The organism is Streptomyces sp. NPDC046727 (assembly GCF_040645635.1).
Classification (GTDB): domain Bacteria; phylum Actinomycetota; class Actinomycetes; order Streptomycetales; family Streptomycetaceae; genus Streptomyces.
The window spans coordinates 162,915-179,798 of record NZ_JBEYYR010000003.1 but is presented as its reverse complement, the minus strand read 5'-3'; the positions used below and the strand labels follow the sequence as shown (position 1 = coordinate 179,798).

Annotated in this window: 8 protein-coding genes; 6 read left to right on the top strand and 2 right to left on the bottom strand. The window is 70.6% G+C overall.

Going from position 1 to position 16,884, the window contains the following annotated elements; all coding sequences use genetic code 11:
- The first annotated feature begins 21 nt into the window (after nucleotides 1-21).
- From dnaK to ABZ937_RS04860, 3 genes are all read left to right on the top strand, one after another.
- A complete protein-coding gene (dnaK, locus tag ABZ937_RS04870) occupies nucleotides 22-1,884 on the top strand; it encodes a molecular chaperone DnaK (protein WP_361685714.1) in 1,863 nt (620 codons plus the stop codon).
- 2 nt (nucleotides 1,885-1,886) lie between these two features.
- On the top strand, nucleotides 1,887-2,336 hold the full coding sequence (grpE, locus tag ABZ937_RS04865) for a nucleotide exchange factor GrpE (RefSeq protein ID WP_361685712.1): 450 nt from the start codon (nucleotides 1,887-1,889) through the stop codon (nucleotides 2,334-2,336).
- Nucleotides 2,337-2,439: 103 nt separating this feature from the next.
- Nucleotides 2,440-5,130, top strand: a complete 2,691-nt coding sequence (locus ABZ937_RS04860) for a SpoIIE family protein phosphatase (RefSeq protein WP_361685710.1) — start codon at nucleotides 2,440-2,442, stop codon at nucleotides 5,128-5,130.
- A 194-nt stretch (nucleotides 5,131-5,324) separates the two neighbouring features.
- On the opposite strand, the gene acnA is transcribed toward ABZ937_RS04860, so the two are convergent.
- Both acnA and ABZ937_RS04850 read right to left on the bottom strand, forming a co-directional pair.
- Complete coding sequence (gene acnA / locus ABZ937_RS04855) at nucleotides 5,325-8,042, bottom strand: aconitate hydratase AcnA (protein WP_361685708.1); 2,718 nt, start codon at nucleotides 8,040-8,042, stop codon at nucleotides 5,325-5,327.
- A 222-nt stretch (nucleotides 8,043-8,264) separates the two neighbouring features.
- Entirely contained in the window at nucleotides 8,265-8,975 is a 711-nt protein-coding gene (locus ABZ937_RS04850; RefSeq protein WP_361685706.1) for a hypothetical protein, read from the bottom strand.
- Between the two features lie 207 nt (nucleotides 8,976-9,182).
- Here ABZ937_RS04850 and ABZ937_RS04845 point away from each other — a divergent pair, with 207 nt between their 5' ends.
- The 3 genes from ABZ937_RS04845 (at nucleotide 9,183) to ABZ937_RS04835 (ending at nucleotide 16,878) form a co-directional block, all read left to right on the top strand.
- On the top strand, nucleotides 9,183-10,712 hold the full coding sequence (locus ABZ937_RS04845; RefSeq protein ID WP_361685704.1) for a UDP-N-acetylglucosamine 1-carboxyvinyltransferase: 1,530 nt from the start codon (nucleotides 9,183-9,185) through the stop codon (nucleotides 10,710-10,712).
- Between the two features lie 297 nt (nucleotides 10,713-11,009).
- A complete protein-coding gene (locus tag ABZ937_RS04840; RefSeq protein WP_361685702.1) occupies nucleotides 11,010-13,601 on the top strand; it encodes a Pls/PosA family non-ribosomal peptide synthetase in 2,592 nt (863 codons plus the stop codon).
- Between the two features lie 13 nt (nucleotides 13,602-13,614).
- Nucleotides 13,615-16,878 (top strand): amino acid adenylation domain-containing protein, encoded by a 3,264-nt coding sequence (locus tag ABZ937_RS04835; RefSeq protein ID WP_361685700.1) that lies wholly within the window; start codon nucleotides 13,615-13,617, stop codon nucleotides 16,876-16,878.
- Nucleotides 16,879-16,884: the final 6 nt, after the last annotated feature.

Sequence of the window (16,884 nt, the reverse complement as noted above, 5' to 3'; positions counted from 1 at the left end):
GGACGAGGAGGGAGAACGCAGATGACGCGTCCGGTCGGTATCGACCTCGGTACGACGAACTCGGTGGTCTCGGTCCTTGAGGGCGGCGAGCCCACCGTCATCACCAACACGGAGGGAGCACGGACCACACCGTCGGTCGTGGCGTTCGCGAAGAACGGCGAGGTGCTGGTCGGCGAGGTGGCCAAGCGGCAGGCCGTGACGAACGTGGACCGCACCGCACGCTCGGTCAAGCGGCACATGGGTGATCACGCGTGGCGGTTCCCCGGGCAGGAGGACATCGACGGCAGGCGGTACACGGCGCAGGAGATCTCCGCGCGCGTGCTGCAGAAGCTGAAGCGGGACGCGGAGGCGTACCTCAGCGAGGACGTGACGGATGCCGTCATCACCGTGCCCGCGTACTTCGACGACGCCCAGCGGCAGGCCACCAAGGAGGCCGGTGAGATCGCGGGCCTGAACGTCCTGCGGATCATCAACGAGCCGACGGCGGCGGCGCTGGCGTACGGGCTGGACAAGGAGAACGACCAGACGGTCCTCGTGTTCGACCTCGGCGGCGGCACCTTCGACGTGTCCCTCCTTGAGATGGGCGAGGGCGTCATCGAGGTGAAGGCCACCAACGGTGACACGCACCTCGGCGGCGACGACTGGGACCAGCGGGTCGTGGACCACCTGGTCACGCAGTTCAAGAACAACTACGGCGTCGACCTGGCCAAGGACAAGATGGCCGTGCAGCGGCTGCGGGAGGCGGCGGAGCGGGCCAAGATCGAGCTGTCGTCCTCCAGCGAGACCACCATCAACCTGCCGTACATCACGGCGTCCGCCGAGGGCCCGCTGCACCTGGAGGAGAAGCTGACCCGCGCCCAGTTCCAGCAGCTGACCGCGGATCTGCTGGAGCGCTGCAAGGGGCCGTTCCACAACGCGGTCAAGGACGCCGGGATCAAGGTGTCCGACATCGACCACGTGGTCATGGTGGGCGGTTCGACGCGGATGCCGGCCGTGACGGAGCTGGTGAAGGAGCTGACGGGCAAGGAGCCGCACAAGGGCGTGAACCCGGACGAGGTGGTGGCCATCGGTGCCAGCCTGCAGGCCGGGGTGCTCAAGGGCGAGGTCAAGGACGTCCTGCTGCTCGACGTCACCCCGCTGTCCCTCGGCATCGAGACCAAGGGCGGCATCATGACCAAGCTGATCGAGCGGAACACGACGATCCCGACCCGGCGTTCGGAGATCTTCACGACGGCCGAGGACAACCAGCCGTCCGTGCAGATCCAGGTCTACCAGGGCGAACGGGAGATCGCGGCGTACAACAAGAAGCTCGGCATGTTCGAGCTGACCGGTCTGCCGCCGGCCCCGCGCGGGGTGCCGCAGATCGAGGTGGCCTTCGACATCGACGCCAACGGCATCATGCACGTCACGGCCAAGGACCTCGGCACCGGCAGGGAGCAGAAGATGACGGTGACCGGCGGTTCGGCCCTGCCCAGGGACGACATCGACCGGATGGTCCGGGAGGCGGAGCAGCACGCGGAGGAGGACCGCACCCGGCGGGAGGCTGCGGAGACGCGGAACCAGGCCGAGCAGCTCGTCTACTCCACCGAGAAGCTGATCAAGGACAACGGGGACAGGATCCCGGCCGACGCGAAGTCCGAGACGGAGGCGGCGCTGGCCGAGCTGAAGGAGAAGCTGAAGTCGGAGGACTCGGCCGCGATCCGGCAGGCCCTGGACCGGGCGGCGCAGGCCGCCCAGCGGATCGGTACGGCGCTGTACGAGCGGTCGCGGACGGAGCAGGCCGAGCAGACCGCGCAGGCCGGTGCCGACGGCCGGACGGCCTCCGGGCAGGACGACGTGGTGGATGCCGAGATCGTCGACGACGACAAGCCGGAGGCGGGCTGACGATGGACGGCGCGCGGATGCGGAGCGGCGGTGAGGCGGAGCGCCTGCTGGCGGAGCGCACCGCCGATCTGCAGAGAGTGAAGGCGGAGTACGACAACTACCGCATGCGGGTGCGGCGGGACCGGCTGGCGGTGCGGGAGATCGCCGTCTCCAATGTGCTGGCCGCTCTGCTGCCGGTGCTGGACGCCGTGGACCGGGCGTACGCGCACGAGCCGCTGACTCCCGGCCTGAGGGACATCGGGGACACGCTGCGGACCCAGCTGGGCTCGCTGGGGCTGCGGGATTTCGGGGAGGAGGGTGATCCGTTCGATCCGGTGTGCCACGAGGCGGTCGTGCACCGCGCGGCCCCGGGCGCCGAGCGCCTGGTCTGCGCGGAGATTCTGCGCCCCGGCTACCGGGTCGGGGACAGGCTGCTGCGCCCCGCGTGCGTGGCGGTCACCGGGCCGCCGTGACCCGGGGTCGGCGGCCCGCTGGATACGGCCGGGCGGTGGTCGGTGTGTCCACCTCGTGGACTGACCATAGCCACCTGGAAAACACCAGTGCTACAAATACCGCATGTTGGACGTACCTGCCCGATTCAGGCGTCTCGCATGGCGCACTGTGATCGGGAAGAGTCCCCGCAGCGTTGCTGGGCAGGTCTTCCTGCTCCAGGTCGCGCTGGTGGTGTTGCTCGTGCTGTGCGCCGTCCTCGCTCTGGTCCTGCAGTCGAAGCACGACACCAGCACCGAGGCCAGGCGCCGGTCCATCGCGGTCGCTCAGACGTTCGCGCATGCTCCGGGCGTGCTCCAGGCGCTGCGCCTGCCCGACCCGTCCAAGGTCCTCCAGCCGCGGACCGAGGCGATGCGCAAGGCCGCGCACGTGGACTTCATCGTGGTCATGGACACCCACGGCATCCGCTACACCCACCCGATCCCCAGCCGCATCGGCCAGCGGTTCGTGGGCACCATCGGGCCGTCGCTGGCCGGGAAGGTCTACACCGAGAGCGTGCACGGCCCGCTGGGCCACGAGGTGCAGGCCACCGTGCCCATCGACGACACCCACGGCAAGGTGGTCGCTCTCGTCTCCGCCGGGCTGAAGGTCAAGAACGTCACCAGCGCGCTGAACCGGCAGCTGCGGATCATCCTGGCCGCCGGGGGCACCGCGCTGATGCTGTCGACCGGCGGTACGGCCCTGGTGGGCAGGAGGCTGCGGCGGCAGACGCACAGCCTGGCCCCGGACGAGATGACCCGGATGTACGAGCACCACGACACGGTCCTGCACTCGGTGCGCGAGGGCGTGCTCATCATCGACGCCGACGGCCGGCTGCTGCTCGCCAACGACGAGGCCCGGCGCCTGCTGGACCTGCCCCCGGACGCCGAGGGGCGCACGGTGCGGGAGCTGCCGGATCTCGAACCCGCGACGGTGGAGCTGCTCGTCACCGGGCGGGAGGCCAGCGACGAGGTGCACCTCGCCAAGGGACGGCTGCTCGCGGTCAACCAGCGGCCCACGGACCGTGCGGGATGCCCCAGGGGAACGGTCGTGACGCTCCGCGACTCCACCGAGCTGCAGGCGGTGTCCGGCCGGGCCGAGGCGGCCAGGGAGCGGCTGGACCTGCTGTACGACGCGGGCCTGCGCGTCGGCAGCACCCTGGACGTGGTCCGCACGGCCGACGAGCTGGCGCGGATCGCCGTGCCCCGCTTCGCCGACTTCGTCACCGTCGACCTGGCCGACGCCGTGCTGCACGGGGAGGAGCCGGCCCCGACCGCGACGGACATGCGGCGCGTCGCCGTGTGCGGCATCCGGGACGACCACCCCCTCTACGAGCGGGGCCGGCTGATCGACTTCGTGCCCTCCAGCCCGCAGGCCCGCGGCTACGGCGCCGGCCGCTCCGAGCTGGTCGACCTGCCCGCGGAGGCGGACTGGCGGGCGCAGGATCCGGAGCGGGCCCGGCAGATCCTGGACTACGGCATCCACTCGCACATCACCGCGCCGATCCGGGCCGGCGGTGTCGTACTCGGCATGGTCAACTTCTGGCGCGCCGACCGGGAGCCGTTCGACGCGGAGGAGCTGTCCCTGGCGGAGGAGCTGGTGGCCCGGGCCGCGGTCAGCATCGACAACGCCCGCCGGTACACCCGCGAGCACGCCCTCGCGGTCACCCTGCAGCGCAGTCTGCTGCCGCGGGCCCTGCCCGAGCAGACCGCTCTCGACGTCGCCTACCGCTATCTGCCGGCGCAGTCGGGGGTGAGCGGGGACTGGTTCGACGTGATCCCGCTGCCGGGCGGCCGGGTGGCGCTGGTCGTGGGGGACGTGGTGGGGCACGGTCTGCACGCCGCCGCGACGATGGGCCGGCTGCGGACCGCGGTGCACAACTTCTCCACGCTGGACCTGCCGCCCGACGAGCTGCTCCACCATCTGGACGACCTGGTCGGCCGCATCGACCAGGACGAGGTCAGCCCGGAGCGGGCCGGCGAGATCGTGGGCGCCACCTGTCTGTACGCGATCTACGACCCGGTGACGCGCCGCTGTGCCATGGCCCGGGCGGGGCATCTGGCGCCCGCGCTGGTCCACCCGGACGGCAGCGTCACCTTCCCCGACCTGCCGGCCGGGCCTCCGCTGGGCCTGGGCGGCATGCCGTTCCAGACGGCCGAGCTGGAGCTGGCCGAGGGCAGCCAGCTCGTCCTGTACACCGACGGTCTCGTCGAGGACCGCACCCGGGACCTGGACGAGGGCCTGGAGCTGCTGCGCCAGGCACTGGCGGGCCACCCCGGCCGGTCGCCGGAGGAGAGCTGCCAGGCGGTGCTGGAGCAGCTGCTGCCCGAGCGTCCCCGGGACGACGTCGCCCTGCTCGTCGCCCGCACCCGGGCGCTGCGGGCCGACCAGGTCGCCGACTGGGACGTGCCGCGCGACCCGGCCGCGGTGTCGGGGATGCGCGGCGCCGTCTCCGCCCAGCTGGAGGAGTGGGGCCTGTCCGAGCTGGGCTTCGGCATGGAGCTGGTGCTGAGCGAGCTGATCACCAACGCCATCCGCTACGGCTCCGATCCGATCCATGTGCGGCTGATCCATGACCGCACGCTGATCTGCGAGGTGTCCGACGGCAGCTGCACCTCGCCGCATCTGCGGTACGCCGCGACGACCGACGAGGGCGGCCGGGGCCTGTTCCTGGTCTCGCAGCTGACGGAGCGCTGGGGCACCCGGTACACCCCGCAGGGCAAGGTGATCTGGGCCGAACTGACGGTGCCGGACCTCACGGCGTTGCTCGGGGACTGAGGGATTCCGCGGGGGGGCGGGGACCCGGCCCAGCGGGCGCGGCTGCCGTCGTACGACGACCGCGCACACCCCGCCCGCGACCGCGAGCGCGGCGGCGCCGGCCGCGGTCTCGGTCCGGATCCGTGTGCCGGGGGTACGGCGAAGGGCCGCACCCCCGGCACGGGGATGCGGCCCTGAACCGCCCGACTCGCCGCTTACTTGCGGATCAGGTTGCGCAGCACGTACTGCATGATGCCGCCGTTGCGGTAGTAGTCGGCCTCACCGGGGGTGTCGATGCGGACGACCGCGTCGAACTCGACACCGGTGTCGGTGGTGACCTTGACCGTGCGCGGCGTGGTGCCGTCGTTCAGCTCGGTGACGCCGGCGATGGAGAAGGTCTCCTCACCCGTCAGGCCGAGGGACTGGGCGGAGGCGCCCTCCGGGAACTGCAGCGGCAGGACGCCCATGCCGATGAGGTTCGAGCGGTGGATGCGCTCGTACGACTCGGCGATGACGGCCTTCACACCGAGCAGCGCGGTGCCCTTGGCGGCCCAGTCGCGGGACGAGCCGGAGCCGTACTCCTTGCCGGCCAGGACGACCAGCGGGATGCCCTGCTCGATGTAGTTGCGGGAGGCGTCGTAGATGAACGACACCGGACCGCCGTCCTGGGTGAAGTCGCGGGTGTAGCCGCCCTCGGTGCCCGGCGCGATCTGGTTGCGCAGGCGGATGTTGGCGAACGTGCCGCGGATCATGACCTCGTGGTTGCCTCGGCGGGAGCCGTAGGAGTTGAAGTCACGACGCTCCACACCGTGCTCGGTGAGGTACTTGCCGGCCGGGGTGTCGGCCTTGATGGCACCGGCCGGGGAGATGTGGTCGGTGGTGACCGAGTCGCCCAGCTTGGCGAGCACGCGGGCACCGGCGATGTCGGTGACCGGGGCCGGCTCCATGCCCATGCCCTCGAAGTACGGGGGCTTGCGGACGTAGGTGGACTCGGCGTCCCACTCGAAGGTGTTGCCGGTCGGGACCGGGAGGGACTGCCACTGGGCGTCGCCCGCGAAGACGTCCTGGTAGGACTTGTTGAACATGTCCTCGCCGATGGCGTTGGCCACGACGTCGTTGACCTCGGCCTCGGTCGGCCAGATGTCGGTCAGGTAGACCGGGTTGCCGTCCTGGTCGGTGCCGAGGGCGTCCTTGGTGATGTCCACCTTCATGGAGCCCGCGATGGCGTACGCGACGACCAGCGGCGGGGAGGCCAGGTAGTTCATCTTGACGTCGGGGTTGATCCGGCCCTCGAAGTTCCGGTTGCCGGAGAGGACCGAGGTGACCGCGAGGTCGTGGTCGTTGACGGCCTTGGAGACCTCCTCCGGCAGCGGGCCGGAGTTGCCGATGCAGGTGGTGCAGCCGTAACCGACGAGGTTGAAGCCGACCTTGTCCAGGTACGGGGTCAGGCCCGCCTTGTCGAAGTAGTCGGTGACGACCTTGGAGCCCGGGGCGAGGGTGGTCTTGACCCACGGCTTGCGGGTCAGGCCCTTCTCGACCGCCTTCTTGGCCACCAGGGCGGCGGCGACCATGACGTACGGGTTGGAGGTGTTGGTGCAGGAGGTGATGGCCGCGACCGTCACCGCACCGTGGTCGATCTCGTACGTCGAGCCGTCGGGGGCGGTCACGGTGACCGGGTTGGACGGGCCGCCGTTCGGGTGGATGGCCGGGGCGTCGGAGGCCGGGAAGGACTCCTGGCCCGCCTCGTCCACGGTGTCCACGTAGTTGCGGACGTCCTGCTTGAACTGCTCGGCGGCGTTGGCCAGGACGATACGGTCCTGCGGGCGCTTCGGGCCGGCGATGGAGGGGACGACCGTGGAGAGGTCCAGCTCCAGCTTCTCGGAGAAGTCCGGCTCGGCGGCCGGGTCCAGCCAGAGGCCCTGCTCCTTGGCGTAGGCCTCGACCAGGGCGACCTGCTGCTCGGAGCGGCCGGTCAGGCGCAGGTAGTTCAGGGTCTCGCCGTCGATCGGGAAGATCGCGGCGGTGGAGCCGAACTCCGGCGACATGTTGCCGATGGTGGCGCGGTTGGCCAGGGAGGTGGCGGCCACACCCTCGCCGTAGAACTCGACGAACTTGCCGACCACACCGTGCTTGCGCAGCATCTCGGTGATGGTGAGCACGAGGTCGGTGGCGGTGGTGCCGGGCTGCAGCTCACCGGTGAGCTTGAAGCCGACGACGCGCGGGATGAGCATGGAGACCGGCTGGCCGAGCATCGCGGCCTCGGCCTCGATGCCGCCGACGCCCCAGCCCAGCACACCGAGGCCGTTGACCATGGTGGTGTGCGAGTCGGTGCCGACGAGGGTGTCGGGGTAGGCCTGGCCGCCCCGCACCATGACCGTACGAGCGAGGTGCTCGATGTTGACCTGGTGGACGATGCCGGTGCCCGGCGGGACGACCTTGAACTCGTCGAAGGCGGTCTGGCCCCAGCGCAGGAACTGGTAGCGCTCCTTGTTGCGGCCGTACTCCAGCTCGACGTTCTGCTTGAAGGCGTCGTTGGTGCCGAACTTGTCGGCGATGACGGAGTGGTCGATGACCAGCTCGGCCGGGGCCAGCGGGTTGATCTTCGCCGGGTCGCCGCCCAGCTCCTTGACGGCCTCACGCATGGTGGCGAGGTCGACGACACAGGGAACGCCGGTGAAGTCCTGCATGATCACGCGGGCCGGCGTGAACTGGATCTCCTGGCTCGGCTGAGCCTGCGAGTCCCAGCTGCCGAGGGCGCGGATGTGGTCGGCGGTGATGTTCGCGCCGTCCTCCGTGCGGAGCAGGTTCTCCAGCAGGACCTTGAGGCTGTACGGCAGGCGAGCGGAGCCCTCCACCTTGTCCAGCCGGAAGATCTCGTACGACTCGTCGCCCACCTGCAGCGTGCTGCGGGCGTCGAAGCTGTTCGCCGACACGACAGTCTCCTTCATTGATGTGCGCGTACCACCGTCAATCGTGCCGCCACGCCTACTTGGCCGAACCAGTAAGGTCAGGCTAAGTTAGGTATGCCTTACTTGAGTGGCGGCCACGGTGCGCCTCGGCAGATATCTCGATGTCGAGATAACTCTAGTACATGGGCGCGGCCTGGTCATGCCCGACCCGGCCCGGCGCGCACTCCGGGCCGGGTCGGGCGGCGGCTACCAGTCCCGGTCGGCGTCCATCTTGGCGGGCGCCATCACGGACACGTGGCCGTGGTCGCCGTACACGGACTTCCGCCAGCGGGCGAACACCTCGGCCGCGTGCTGCAGCTTGTCGTCCTCCCACACGCCGTAGTCGACCCACACATCGGCCTTCGTGCGCGCGTCACCCTCCGGGATGCGGAGGCAGACCCTCTCGACATGGGCGGCGATGGCGGCGTCGCCCTTCACGGGGCTCGCCTTCAGGTACGCGCGGAACTCGCGGGCCAGCGAGTACCAGCGGTGCGGACCGTTCTCCGGCACGCCCTCGCCGTCGTCCGAGTTCTCCACGGGCCCCTGGTCGTCCGTGGTGGTGTCCCGATGATCCTGGTCGTCGCCCCCCTGGTCATCGCTCGTGGTGTCCGGAATCTCCTGGTCGTCGCTCGTGGTGTCCGGATACTCCTGGTCGTCGGACGTGACGTCGGGAAGCTCCTGGTCGTCGGACGTCGTGTCCGGAAGCTCCTGGTCGTCGGACGTCGTGTCCGGGAGACCTCCGTCGTCGTCCGTGGTGTCCGTGACCTCCTCGATGGCGCACCATCGGTAGGCCTGGGACGGTCGCGGCGCCGCCGGGCCGTCACTCCCCGCGTCCGCGCGCTGCGTACCGCAGGAGACGAGCGAGCAGCAGCCGGCGAGCAACCCCGCCGCGACATACCGGTACATCTTGGTCTTCACGTGTACCCCCCTTCGGGGACTCAGAGGGACACACACGAGCGGGGGTTGCCTGAGCCGTTCGAGCAGCCTAGGACATCAACCGATTTGCCCGGATCTTTCCGGGTACTGTCCTACCGTTGCGGCACATGAGAGTGACGGACCGTCACGACGTCACCCGAATGGCCCCCCTGACGAGCGCCATCTCATATCTGAGATAGCCTCAACCTCATGTCAGACGACTACCTCGTACGCATCGGCAAGCTCATCCGTGACGCACGGCAGCACCGGGGCTGGACCCAGGCGCAGCTCGCGGAGGCGCTCGGAACCAGCCAGAGCGCCGTGAACCGCATCGAGCGCGGCAACCAGAACATCAGCCTTGAGATGATCGCCCGGATCGGTGAAGCCCTGGACAGCGAGATCGTGTCGCTGGGCTACGCGGGTCCGATGCATCTGCGCGTGGTCGGCGGTCGCCGTCTGTCCGGCGCCATCGACGTGAAGACCAGCAAGAACGCGTGTGTGGCGCTGCTGTGCGCCTCGCTGCTGAACAAGGGGCGCACGGTGCTGCGCCGGGTGGCGCGGATCGAGGAGGTGTACCGCCTGCTGGAGGTGCTCAACTCCATCGGCGTGCGCACCCGCTGGATCAACGACGGTGTCGACCTGGAACTGGTCCCGCCCGCCGAGCTGGAGATGGCGGCCATCGACGCGGAGGCGGCCGTCCGAACCCGCTCGATCATCATGTTCCTCGGCCCGCTGCTGCACCGCATGGACTCCTTCAAGCTGCCGTACGCCGGCGGCTGCGACCTGGGCACGCGGACCATCGAGCCGCACATGATCGCGCTGCGCCGGTTCGGTCTGGACATCGCGGCCACCGAGGGCCAGTACCACGCCCGGGTGGACCGTTCGGTCCGCCCCGAGCGCCCGATCGTGCTGACCGAGCGCGGCGACACCGTGACCGAGAACGCGCTGCTGGCCGCCGCCCGGCACGACGGTGTCACGGTCATCCGCAACGCCTCCTCCAACTACATGGTCCAGGACCTGTGTTTCTTCCTGGAGGCGCTGGGCGTCAAGGTGGAGGGCATCGGCACCACCACACTCACCGTGCACGGCGTGCCGACCATCGACGTCGATGTCGACTACTCCCCCTCGGAGGACCCGGTCGAGGCGATGAGCCTGCTGGCCGCCGCGGTCGTCACCGAGTCGGAACTGACCGTCCGCCGCGTCCCCATCGAGTTCCTGGAGATCGAGCTGGCGGTCCTGGAGGAGATGGGCCTGGACCACGACCGGTCGCCGGAGTACTGCGCGGACAACGGCCGCACCCGCCTGGTCGACCTCACGGTCCGCCCCTCCAAGCTGGAGGCGCCGATCGACAAGATCCACCCCATGCCGTTCCCCGGCCTGAACATCGACAACGTCCCGTTCTTCGCGGCCATCGCCGCGGTCGCGCAGGGCAAGACCCTCATCCACGACTGGGTCTACGACAACCGGGCCATCTACCTGACCGACCTCAACCGCCTGGGCGGGCGGCTCCAGCTGCTGGACCCGCACCGGGTGCTGGTCGAGGGCCCGACCCGCTGGCGCGCCGCCGAGATGATGTGCCCGCCGGCCCTGCGGCCCGCGGTGGTCGTCCTGCTGGCGATGATGGCGGCCGAGGGCACGTCGGTGCTGCGCAACGTCTACGTCATCAACCGCGGCTACGAGGACCTCGCCGAGCGCCTGAACTCGATCGGGGCACAGATCGAGATCTTCCGGGACATCTGACCCGTCCGAGCCCGACCCACCCGAGCCGCCGCATCCCCTCCCCTTCCGCCGGGGGGTGCGGCGGCTTTTACGTGGGGTGCCGTGCCTGCGTGCGGGGGGACGCCGTTCGGGTGAACCGCGGGATGCCGTGGTCCGCGCGGATGCCAAGGGACACGGACCCGGCGCGCATTTCCCGCGGGCCCGGGTAGCTCTTCGAAGTGGCAGCCTGCTCGCTGCCTGGCCAAACTGAAAACCGGCGGTCGGTGATCAGGAAAGTCCGGCCGGCGAGTGGCGACCCGTACGTCCTCAGGAGATCGCATGGTGGAGCAGTCCTCCGAGGTCCCCATATCCGGGCCGGACGAACCTGCCGTCTCCCTGAGCGACACCGGCCCGGCCAGGAATCGGACCGAAAGCAGACTCACGGAAGTACTGGCCGAGGTCACCGGCGCCGAACGCATTTCGGCCGACAGTCACTTCTTCACCGATCTCGGCGCCAATTCACTGGTCATGGCCCAGTTCTGCGCGCGGCTCAGGAAATTGCCGGACATGCCGTCGCCCTCCATGCGCGACATCTACCGGCACCCCACGATCCGGGATCTGACGACGGCTCTCGGCGATGCCGCTCCCGCGGTCGTCGAGCCCGCGCCCGGTTCCGTCGATCCGGCCGGGTCCGCGCCGGCGACCGCCCCGGTGGTCCGCACCGGCCGGCTGAACCATCTGGTGTGCGGCACGCTCCAGCTGCTGAGCTTCCTGGTCTACTCGCTCGTCTCCGGGTTCGTCACCGCCGCGGGGTACGAGTGGATCGCCGCCGGTTCGGGGCTGGGCGGCATCTATGTGCGGTCACTGCTGTTCGGCGGCATCGGGTTCATCGCCGTGTGCGCCTTCCCGGTCATCGCGAAATGGCTGCTCGTCGGCCGGTGGAAACCGGGCGAATTCCCCGTCTGGGGACTGGCCTATCTGCGCTTCTGGCTCGTCAAGGTGCTGCTGCACGCGAATCCGATGATTCTCTTCATCGGGAATCCGCTGTACGTGCTGTATCTCCGGGCACTGGGCGCGAAGATCGGCAAGGGAGTGACGATCCTGTCCCACTCCGTTCCGGTCTGCACCGACCTGGTGACGATCGGCGCCGGGACCGTGATCCGCAAGGACGCGTTCTTCCTCGGTTACCGGGCCCACGCGGGGCGTGTCCAGACCGGCCGGATCACGCTCGGCCGTGACGTGTTCATCGGCGAGAAGACCGTCCTGGACATCGACACCTCGATGGGCGACGGCGCGCAGCTCGGTCACGCGTCGGCCCTGCACCGCGGCATGGCGGTCCCGGCCGGCGAGCACTGGCACGGGTCCCCGGCACAGCGCACGGACATCGACTACGTGCGGATCCCGCCCGCCAGGTGCGGCTCCCCGCGCCGGGCCTGGTTCGGCCTCGTCACCCTGCTTCAGCTGTTCTTCCTGTACATACCGCTGGCCGTCGGTGGAATGTACATGCTGTTCACCGAGATACCGGCGATCGGCAAGCGACTCGACCCGAAGACGGCCGTACTGTCGCGGCCGGCACTGATCGAAGACGCGCTGGCCCTCTCCCTCGTGCTGTTCCTCGGCTTCCTGGTCGTGGGCCTCGTCGTCCTGTGCACCGTGCCGCGGCTGCTGAGCCTGGCCGTCAAGCCGGACCGGGTCTATCCGCTCTACGGATTCCATTACGCGGTGCACCGGGCCACGGCCCGGATGACGAACGTCAGGTTCTTCGCCTGGCTCTTCGGTGACAGCTCCTACATCGTGCACTATCTCCAGGGCATCGGATACGACCTGTCCCGCGTCGAGCAGACCGGCTCGAATTTCGGCACCGAAGTGGCCCACGAGAATCCCCTGCTGGTCACGGTCGGCAGCGGCACGATGGTGGCCGACGGGCTCTCCGTCGTCAACGCGGACTACTCCAGCACGTCCTTCCGGGTGTCCCGGGCGGCGATCGGTCCGCGCAACTTCCTGGGCAACAACATCGCCTATCCCTCGGGCGGCAGGACGGGCGACAACTGCCTGCTCGCCACGAAGGTGATGGTCCCCCTCGACGGCCCGGTCCGCACGGGCGTCGGCCTGCTCGGTTCGCCCTGCTTCGAGATCCCCCGGTCGGTGGAGCGCGACGCACGGTTCGACGACCTCAGGACCGGGGACGCGCTGCGCCGCAGTCTCACCGCCAAGAACCGCTACAACCTGCGCTCGATGGCCCTGTGGCTGCTCCTGCGCTGGGTGCACACCTTCGCGCTCACGCTGTTCGGGCTCGCGACGGTCGATCTGTACGGCGTGCTGGGGCGGGCGGTGATCGCCGGATACCTGGCCATCACGCTGGCCTTCACCACCGCCTACTTCGTGCTGGCGGAGCGCTGCCTCGCGTCCTTCCGTGCGCTGCGGCCCCGGCTGTGCTCCATCTACGACCCCTACTTCTGGTGGCACGAGCGCCTGTGGAAGGTGCCGGACCACTACCTGAACGTCTTCAACGGGACGCCCTTCAAGGCCCTGGTCTGGCGGCTGCTCGGGGTGCGCATCGGCCGCCGCGTCTTCGACGACGGCTGCTACCTGACCGAGCGGACGCTCGCCACCATCGGCGACGACTGCACCCTGGGCGCCGGGAGCAAGATCCAGTGCCACTCGCAGGAGGACGGCACGTTCAAGTCCGACGGCACCACGCTCGGCGCCGGCTGCACCCTGGGCATCGGCGCCCATGTGCACTACGGCGTGACCCTGGGGGACGGCTCGGTGCTGGCGCCCGATTCCTTCCTCATGAAGGGCGAGGAAGTCCCCCCGAACGCGCACTGGGGTGGCAATCCGGCCGTGGACATGCCCGAGCCCGGCAGCGGGTCCCGTGGCCCGGGCCGGGCCCCGGAGCCGACCGACGCCACTGCGGCTGCCACGAGTTGAGGAAGGCCATCCGATGGGAACGCGCGTGGAAGCGGACCGGGAGTTCTGGGGCGCGGTGCTGACCGCCGGCGGCATCACCGCCGTACCGCGATGGGTCCGGGAGCCGGTTCCGGGGGCGCTGGAGCAGGAGACGGCGGTCCCGGACGACGTGACGGCCGCGCTGCGCGCACTGCTGCGCCGGTCGGGGCTGCCGCTCAGCGCGCTGCTGCTGGCGGCGCACGCCAAGGTGCTGGCCGCGCTGTCCGGCGAGCGTGAGGTGGTGACGGGGTACACCGCCGGAGTGCGCGGTGAGCCGCTGCCGTGCCGGCTGAGCGTTCCCCCGGGGTCCTGGCGCGCGCTGGTGTCGGCCGCCGAGCGCGCCGAGGCGGAGCTGCTGGCGCACCGGGAGTTCCCGGTGGCCGAGCTGCGGCGGGAGCTGGGGGTGACCGAGCCGTCGTACGAGGTCGTGTTCGGCCCGCTGGGTGCCGAGGCGGCCCACGTCGACGACGGGGTGCTGGGGGTGCGCTGGTGCGAGCGGGGCGGACGGCTGGTGCTGCGGCTGCGGTACCGCACGGACGTGCTGGACGCCGACGGCGCGGCCCGGATCGGCGGCTACCACCTGAGGGCGCTCAGGCTGCTGGCCGCCGACCCGGAGGCCGACCACACCCAGCAGAGCCTGCTGTCGGCCGACGAGGTGCGGGAGCAGCTGGAAGGGCTGGCGGGGCCCAGCCGGCCGCTGCCGGACGCCCGCGTCCACGAGCTGTTCGAGCAGCGGGTACGGGCGCATCCGCGGGCGGTGGCCGCGGTCCACGGCGAGCAGGAGTGGACGTACGCGGAGCTGAACGCGCGCGCCAACCGGCTGGCGCGGGCGCTGCTGGCGCGCGGGCTGGGCCGGGAGGACGTGGTCGCCGTCGTCACCGAACGGAACCTGGACTGGCTGGCGGCCACGCTGGCGGTGTTCAAGGCGGGCGGCGCGTACCTGCCGATCGAGCCGCACTTCCCGGCCGGACGTATCGCGGCGACGCTGTCCCGGGCCCAGTGCCGGCTGGTCCTCACCGAGTCCGGCAGCACCCGGAACCTCGACCAGGCGCTGGCCACCGTACCGGGAGCCGAGAAGCTGCTGGTCGAGGCGGCGTACGCGGAAGCGCACCCCGAGGGCGATCTCGGTGTGCGGGTCGACGCCGGCCAGCTGGCCTACATCTACTTCACGTCCGGCTCCACCGGCGAGCCGAAGGGCGCGATGTGCGAGCACGCGGGCCTGCTCAACCACCTCCACGCCAAGATCGACGACCTGGGACTCGGCGAGAGGTCCGTGGTGGCGCAGACGGCCCCGCAGTGCTTCGACATCTCGCTCTGGCAGCTGGTGTCCGCGCTGCTGGTCGGCGGGCGGACCCTGCTGGTCGCCCAGGACGTGGTGGTGGACGTCGAGAGGTTCGTGGACACGCTGGTGCGCGGCCGGGTCACCGTGGCCCAGGTCGTGCCCTCCTATCTGGAGGTCGTGGTCTCGTACCTGGAGCAGCACCCTCGCGAGCTGCCGGACCTGCGGTGTGTGTCGGTGACCGGCGAGGCGCTGAAGCGGGAGCTGGTCCAGCGCTGGTTCGCGAGCCGGCCGGGGATCGGGCTGCTCAACGCCTACGGCCTGACGGAGACCTCGGACGACACCAACCACGAGCTCCTGACCGGCGTGCCCGACCGCGTGCTGCTGGGACGCGCGGTCAACAACGTGCGCGTCTACGTCGTGGACGAGCATCTGGCGCTGGTGCCGCTGGGTGCCCCGGGCCTGATCGCGTTCTCCGGCGTGTGCGTGGGCCGGGGGTACGTCAACGATGCCGAGCGGACCCGTGAGGCCTACCGGACGGACCCCTACCGCCCCGGTGAGCGGCTCTATCTGGGCGGTGACTGGGGCCGCTGGCACCCCGGCGGCAAGCTGGAGTTCCTCGGCCGCCGGGACAACCAGGTCAAGATCCGTGGCTTCCGGATCGAGATCGGTGAGATCGAGAACACCCTGCTGCGGGTGGACGGGGTCCGGGACGGCGCGGTGGTCGTCGTCGAGCGGGGAGGCGGGAACACGCACCTGATCGCCTTCCACACCGGCGCGCGTCACGAGCCGGACGTGCTGCGCGAGGCGCTCGCGGCGGCGCTGCCCGGCTACATGGTCCCCTCGGCCTTCCACTGGCGGGACAGCCTTCCGCTGACCGCCAACGGCAAGATCGACCGGAAGGCCCTGACCGCGCTGGCCGAGCGGACAGAGCCGGCCGCGGTACCGGAGCCGGCGGGCGGGGAGGCGCTCAGCCCGGCCGAGCGGCGGCTGGCGGCGGCCTGGGCCGAGCTGCTGGGAGTGCCCGAGCACCGGATCGGCCGGACGGACCACTTCTTCGACTCCGGCGGCACCTCCCTGACGGCCGTCAAGCTCAGCATCGCGCTCGACCGCGCGGTCTCCCTGAAGGACATCACCCGGCATCCGGTCCTCGCCGACCTGGCCGCCCTGCTCGACGGCACCGAGCGGCAGCGCCCGGAGCTGCTGCAGTCCCTGTCGTCCCTGTCGGAAGCGGACGGCACTCCGGAGTGCGCCCTCGTGTGCTTCCCCTACGCGGGCGGCAACGCGGTCAACTTCCGGCCCCTGGCGGGCGCCTTGGCGGGCAGCGGCCTGCCGGTGCTGGCCGTGGACCTGCCCGGTCACGACCTGGCGGCGCACCGCGAGCCGTTCGCGCCGATCGCGGAGGTGGCCCGACAGGTCGCCGACGAGATCACGGCGCGCGGCCTGGCCCGGGTCATGCTGTGGGGCCACTCGTCGGGCGCCGCCCCGGCCCTGGAGACGGCCCGGACGCTCCAGGAGCGGGGTGTGCGGGTGACGCGGGTGTTCCTCGGCGCGCAGCTGCTCGGCACCGCCGCCGACCGGAGTGCCGCCGTCGCGGAGCTGACCCGCCTGAGCGACGCCGAGATCGCGGCGCGGCTGACCTCGGACAGCGGCTACACGGAACTCGCCGAGCTGAACAAGGAGCACGCCGAGCACATCGGTGCCGCCTACCGGCACGACTGCGTGTCCGCCCACCGCTACTTCCAGGCGGTCCTGCGGAACCCGCCGCCGGTGAAGCTGTCCGCGCCGGTCTCGGTGGTCGTCGCCGACGACGACCCGCACACGGCCGGCCACGCCGACCGCCACCGCGACTGGCTGCTCCTGGCCGAGCACGTCGATCTGCACGAGCTGGCCGACGGCGGCCACTACTTCCTCCGCACCCGCCCGGCCGAGGCAGCGCGGGCCGTCCTGAGTGCAGCCGTGCCCCTGGCCTCGACCTGAGGCCCG